Source organism: Pseudorhodobacter sp. (assembly GCF_030452865.1).
In the GTDB taxonomy this organism is placed as follows: domain Bacteria; phylum Pseudomonadota; class Alphaproteobacteria; order Rhodobacterales; family Rhodobacteraceae; genus Pseudorhodobacter.
This window is the reverse complement of the sequence record NZ_JAKDLJ010000308.1, coordinates 1-4,523: the sequence shown is the minus strand read 5'-3', so window position 1 is coordinate 4,523 and position 4,523 is coordinate 1. Positions and strand designations below refer to the sequence as shown.

Annotated in this window: 5 protein-coding genes; 1 reads left to right on the top strand and 4 read right to left on the bottom strand. The window is 57.7% G+C overall.

Annotated features, from left to right (window positions below; all coding sequences use genetic code 11):
- Positions 1 to 545: SMI1/KNR4 family protein (locus L0H65_RS15150; RefSeq protein ID WP_301459880.1), on the top strand; the 545-nt coding region annotated here is incomplete at its 5' end.
- A 133-nt stretch (positions 546 to 678) separates the two neighbouring features.
- On the opposite strand, the gene L0H65_RS15145 is transcribed toward L0H65_RS15150, so the two are convergent.
- The 4 genes from L0H65_RS15145 to gpmI form a co-directional block, all read right to left on the bottom strand.
- Positions 679 to 1,158 (bottom strand): RNA pyrophosphohydrolase, encoded by a 480-nt coding sequence (locus L0H65_RS15145; RefSeq protein WP_301459879.1) that lies wholly within the window; start codon positions 1,156 to 1,158, stop codon positions 679 to 681.
- A gap of 55 nt (positions 1,159 to 1,213) precedes the next feature.
- Positions 1,214 to 2,551 (bottom strand): S41 family peptidase, encoded by a 1,338-nt coding sequence (locus tag L0H65_RS15140; protein ID WP_301459878.1) that lies wholly within the window; start codon positions 2,549 to 2,551, stop codon positions 1,214 to 1,216.
- A gap of 8 nt (positions 2,552 to 2,559) precedes the next feature.
- Positions 2,560 to 3,681, bottom strand: coding sequence for a murein hydrolase activator EnvC (locus L0H65_RS15135; protein WP_301459877.1), 1,122 nt, complete (start codon positions 3,679 to 3,681; stop codon positions 2,560 to 2,562).
- On the bottom strand, positions 3,678 to 4,523 hold an 846-nt coding region (gene gpmI, locus L0H65_RS15130), incomplete at its 5' end, for a 2,3-bisphosphoglycerate-independent phosphoglycerate mutase (RefSeq protein WP_301459876.1). The genes L0H65_RS15135 and gpmI, both read right to left, overlap by 4 nt.

Below are 4,523 nucleotides of genomic sequence, written 5' to 3'. Positions count from 1 at the left end.
CTGATCCAGCCAGTGTTGATGAGTTTCAGAAGCTAAATAGTATAAAGCTACCAGATGACTATGTAGACTATCTAGTAAAATACAACGGTGGATTATTCCGAAAGTCCATTTTTTTAAGACCCGGAAAGCCTGAAGTGGATACTTCGGTACACATCATGTATGGACTGCACGAAGGGCCGGATGGGATGACTACAGATCAAATATTTAAATTGTCAAAACATAGCGACTTGTCTGATTTTGAAAATGAATTTGAGCATTTATTTGTTTTTGGTCAAGGAGAGGGCGGCGAAAATCTTCTTCTAAACTTGGAGACCGGATGCGTATGTTTGTTTGATTCAAACTTTTCTGGTTCACTAAGGAAGGCACAGGTTGTGGCCAACATTATTATTTTAGCAAATAGTTTTACAGAATTTGTAACTGGTCTACAGAATTTCGACGAATACTTATCATGTAAATTGGCTCCGACCGAACGCGTTGCTTTTGAAAAGAGATTAGAAGAGCTTGGAAGACAATTTGACGACGAGGCAGAAGACTATAAAGAATAAGAGGGTCCGCGGTTATGAAAGACTTTTACCTGCACAGTTCCCCAAAAACGACCGTTTGTTGAACGGTTCGTCGAATGAGACGTTGACGCACTTGCAGCGAAGGTTTGAAAAGGCCCACCTACCGGCCCCCGCCTCAGCCCAAATACCCGCGAAACCCCGCCACAACCTGCTCATAAACTGCGCGCTTGAACGGGACGATCGCGGCAATCATCTCATCCGCGCCGATCCAGCACCATTTGGAAAATTCCGGATGTTCGGTCGCGATGTTGATCTGATCGTCGCGGCCGGTGAAACGGTAGAGGAACCATTTTTGCCGCTGGCCGCGATATTTACCGCCCCAGACCTTGCCCAAAAGTTCCGGCGGCAGATCATAACGGACCCAATCGTCGGTTTTCGCCAGCTTTTCAACCAGATCGGCGGTGACGCCGGTTTCTTCCGACAACTCGCGCAGGGCCGCTTGGCGGGGCTTTTCGTCGCCATCAATCCCACCCTGCGGCATTTGCCATGCAGCCGCCTCCGAATCGAGCCGCTGGCCGGCGAATATCCGGCCCTCGGCATTGATCAGCATCACACCGACGCAGGGACGATATGGCAGATTGGCGGTGTCGGTCATCGTTTTGGCCTTTGCTGAACGGGGGCCATCAATCCGGCCCCCCCCGGCGTTCCGGTCAAGGCTTCACTTCAATCGCAGCCACACCCTTCAGGATGTCCACAGCATAGGCGAGTTGGTAATCCTCCTCGCGCAGCTTTGCGGCTTCTTCGGCGCGGGCGCGGTCGTCTTCCAACTGCTTGCGCTCATCCTCGGTCATCGAGTCGTTGTCGAGCGCGCCGCGCAAGGAGGCTTCGGTGCGCGCTTTCACGGCACTTGCCGGTTCTTTCTCCTCCGCCACAGGTTGGCGCGGCGGCTGGTTGACGATGATATCGGGGGCAACCCCAAGCGCCTGAATCGACCGACCCGAAGGCGTGTAATAGCGCGCCGTCGTCAACCGCATCGCCCCTTCACCGCGCAGCGGGATGATGGTTTGCACCGAGCCTTTGCCAAAGCTCTTGGTCCCCACCACAATCGCGCGGCGATGATCCTGCAACGCGCCGGTCACAATTTCGGATGCCGAGGCAGAGCCGCCGTTGATCAACACAACCAAGGGTTTGCCCCCGGTCAAATCGCCCGGAGTCGCGTTGAATCGCTCGCCGTCGCTGGCGGCACGACCACGGGTGGACACAATCTCACCCTTCTCCAGAAACGCGTCGGAGACTTTGATCGCCTGGTTCAGCAAACCGCCGGGATTGTTGCGCAGGTCCAGAACGACGCCCTGCACCTTGTCCCAACCGCCCAACTCGTCCGATGTTTTCTTCAGCCCTTCCTCCAGTCCGGGATAGGTCTGATCGTTGAAGGTGGTCATCCGGACAACGATGGTATTGCCCACCGCCCGCGTCCGTACCGCCGTCAACTTGATGGTGTCACGGATGATCGACACGTCGAACGGTTCCGGCGTGCCTTTGCGCACGACAGTAACGATAATTTCCGACCCGACCGGGCCACGCATCAGGTCGACCGCATCATCCAAAGTCAGCCCTTGAACAGTGTCGCCGTTGACATGGGTGATATAATCCCCGGCCTCAATCCCCGCCGCTGCTGCCGGGGTGTCGTCCATCGGAGAGACGACCTTGATATAGCCATCCTCTTGCGTCACCTCGATACCAAGCCCGCCAAATTCACCACGCGTCTGCACCTGCATCGCGTCAAAATCCTTGGGGGCCATGTAGCTTGAATGTGGATCAAGCGAGGTCAACATGCCGTTGATCGCCGCCTCGATCAGCTTGTTGGTGTCCACCTCTTCGACATACTGGCTGCGGATACGCTCAAATATATTGCCGAACAGGTCCAACTGCTCATAGACGCTGGTGGATTTCTTCGTCTCCTGTGCCAGCAACGGGCCGGCGACCTGTGTTGTCAGCAGGATGCCTGCAACAGTGCCACCCAAAGCGGCCATGACAAATTTCTTCATTCCCTGTCTCAATCCTTTGTTGCGGCGAACCATGGTGCCGGGTCAACCGGCTCCGTCCCTTTTCTGATCTCAATATAAAGCGTTTCCGTCTCGCGAATACCACCCACATCCGCAACACTGGCCAAAAACTCTTTGCCGTTTTCGTCATCACCGCCGCCCATCAGGCCAAGCGGCGCGCCGAGTCCGACGACTTCCCCGACCTCACCATAAACCGTTCCTAACCCGGCCAGCACCAAAAGATAGCCCCCACCCGGTTCAAGGATCATCACATTTCCGTAGTCGAGTAGCGGCCCGCGATAGCGGATCGTCCCAGCCCACGGTGCGGTGACAAGCGCGCGGGGTCTGGTCGCAAGCGTGATGCCGGGGCGTTTGGTGCCGCTGGCATCGGCCTCACCTGCGCGAGACAGCAAGGTTCCAAGCGTCGGCAGCGCCAGTTTCCCTTCGGCAGAGGCAAAGCTGCGCAGCGCGTCACCATCGCGCGTGTCCAGAGTCAGGCTGTTGGCAAACGCCGCCAGCGTATCGGCGCTTTCCAGCAGGGTCCGCAACGCCTCCGGGTCTTCGGTGAACTTGCGCGGCAAGGTGGTGCGGTCTGAAATCGCCTGGCTGAGCGCGGTGCGCGCGGTTTGCGCCACGGTCAAACCGCGTTTCAACACATCACCGGCAGCAGCTTGCAGGGTCCGCAACTGCTGCAACTCTGTCAACTCCCCTTGCAGCTTCACCACCTGCGCCTGAAGGGCGGGCGTCACCTCCGACACGATCATGCCCGACCGCACCGTACCCAACGGCCCGCCGGGATGCAGCAGCAGCAACGGGCCGGGTGTCGCCTCCATCTGGCTCAGGACACCAAGCAATTGTCCGACGCGGCTGCGCTCCGCATCAAATTGGAGCAGAAGCGCCGCTTCGCGCACCTTGGCCTGGCGCAAGCCATCGCGCATCGCGCCCATTCCGAGCTCATAGGCGTGGATCGTCTGGGTCAGGGTCGCCACCTGATCGCGCCCGGATTCGGCCCCCTCCATTCCCGAAATCGCGGCGGACAGGGCAGCAGAGGCAGCAACCGCCTGCTCCGTCACGCTTTGCGCCTGCGCCGCTCCGGCGCAAAGCAACAGCGAAAGAATGGTGGCGCGGATCATTGGATCAAGGTTTTCCCGGTCATTTCATCTGGTTGTGGCAGACCCATCAACTGCAGCAGCGTCGGTGCCAAATCCGACAAGCGCCCGTTCCTCAAGTGCGCGCCTTCTGGACCGCCAAACAGGATCACCGGCACAAGGTTGGTCGTATGCGCGGTATGCGGCCCGCCAGTCACCGGGTCAACCATGGTTTCGCAGTTGCCGTGGTCGGCGGTCACGATCATCGCTCCCCCTACTTTTTCCAACGCTGCCAGAGCAAGGCCAAGCCCATTGTCCACCGCTTCGCAAGCCTTGATCGCCGCTGCCAGAACACCGGTATGGCCAACCATATCCGGATTGGCAAAATTCACCACGATCAGGTCATAGCCATGTTCAATCGCGCCGACCAGCTTTTCCGCAACTTCGGGTTCCGACATTTCAGGTTGCAGATCATAGGTCGCGACCTTCGGCGATTTCGGCATGGCGCGATCCTCACCGGGGTTCACCTCCTCCGCGCCGCCATTGAGGAAAAACGTCACATGCGGGTATTTTTCGGTTTCAGCCAGCCGGAATTGGGTGCGGCCCTGCTTGGACACCCATTCGCCAAGTGTGTTGTGCAACACCGGTTTGGGGTAGGCCGTGATCATGTATTCGTTGTGCTTGGTAGAATAATCAACCATGCCCAGCATCGCCTCCCATTTCGGGCGGGTGCTCGCATCAAAGCTGTCAAACTCAGGGTCACCCAGAGAGGCAAGGATTTCCCGCGCCCGATCCGCCCGGAAATTGAGGCAATAGAACCCGTCCCCGGCCTTGGCACCCGTATAATCACCGATCACCGTGGGCGCGATGAATTCATCGGTCTCACC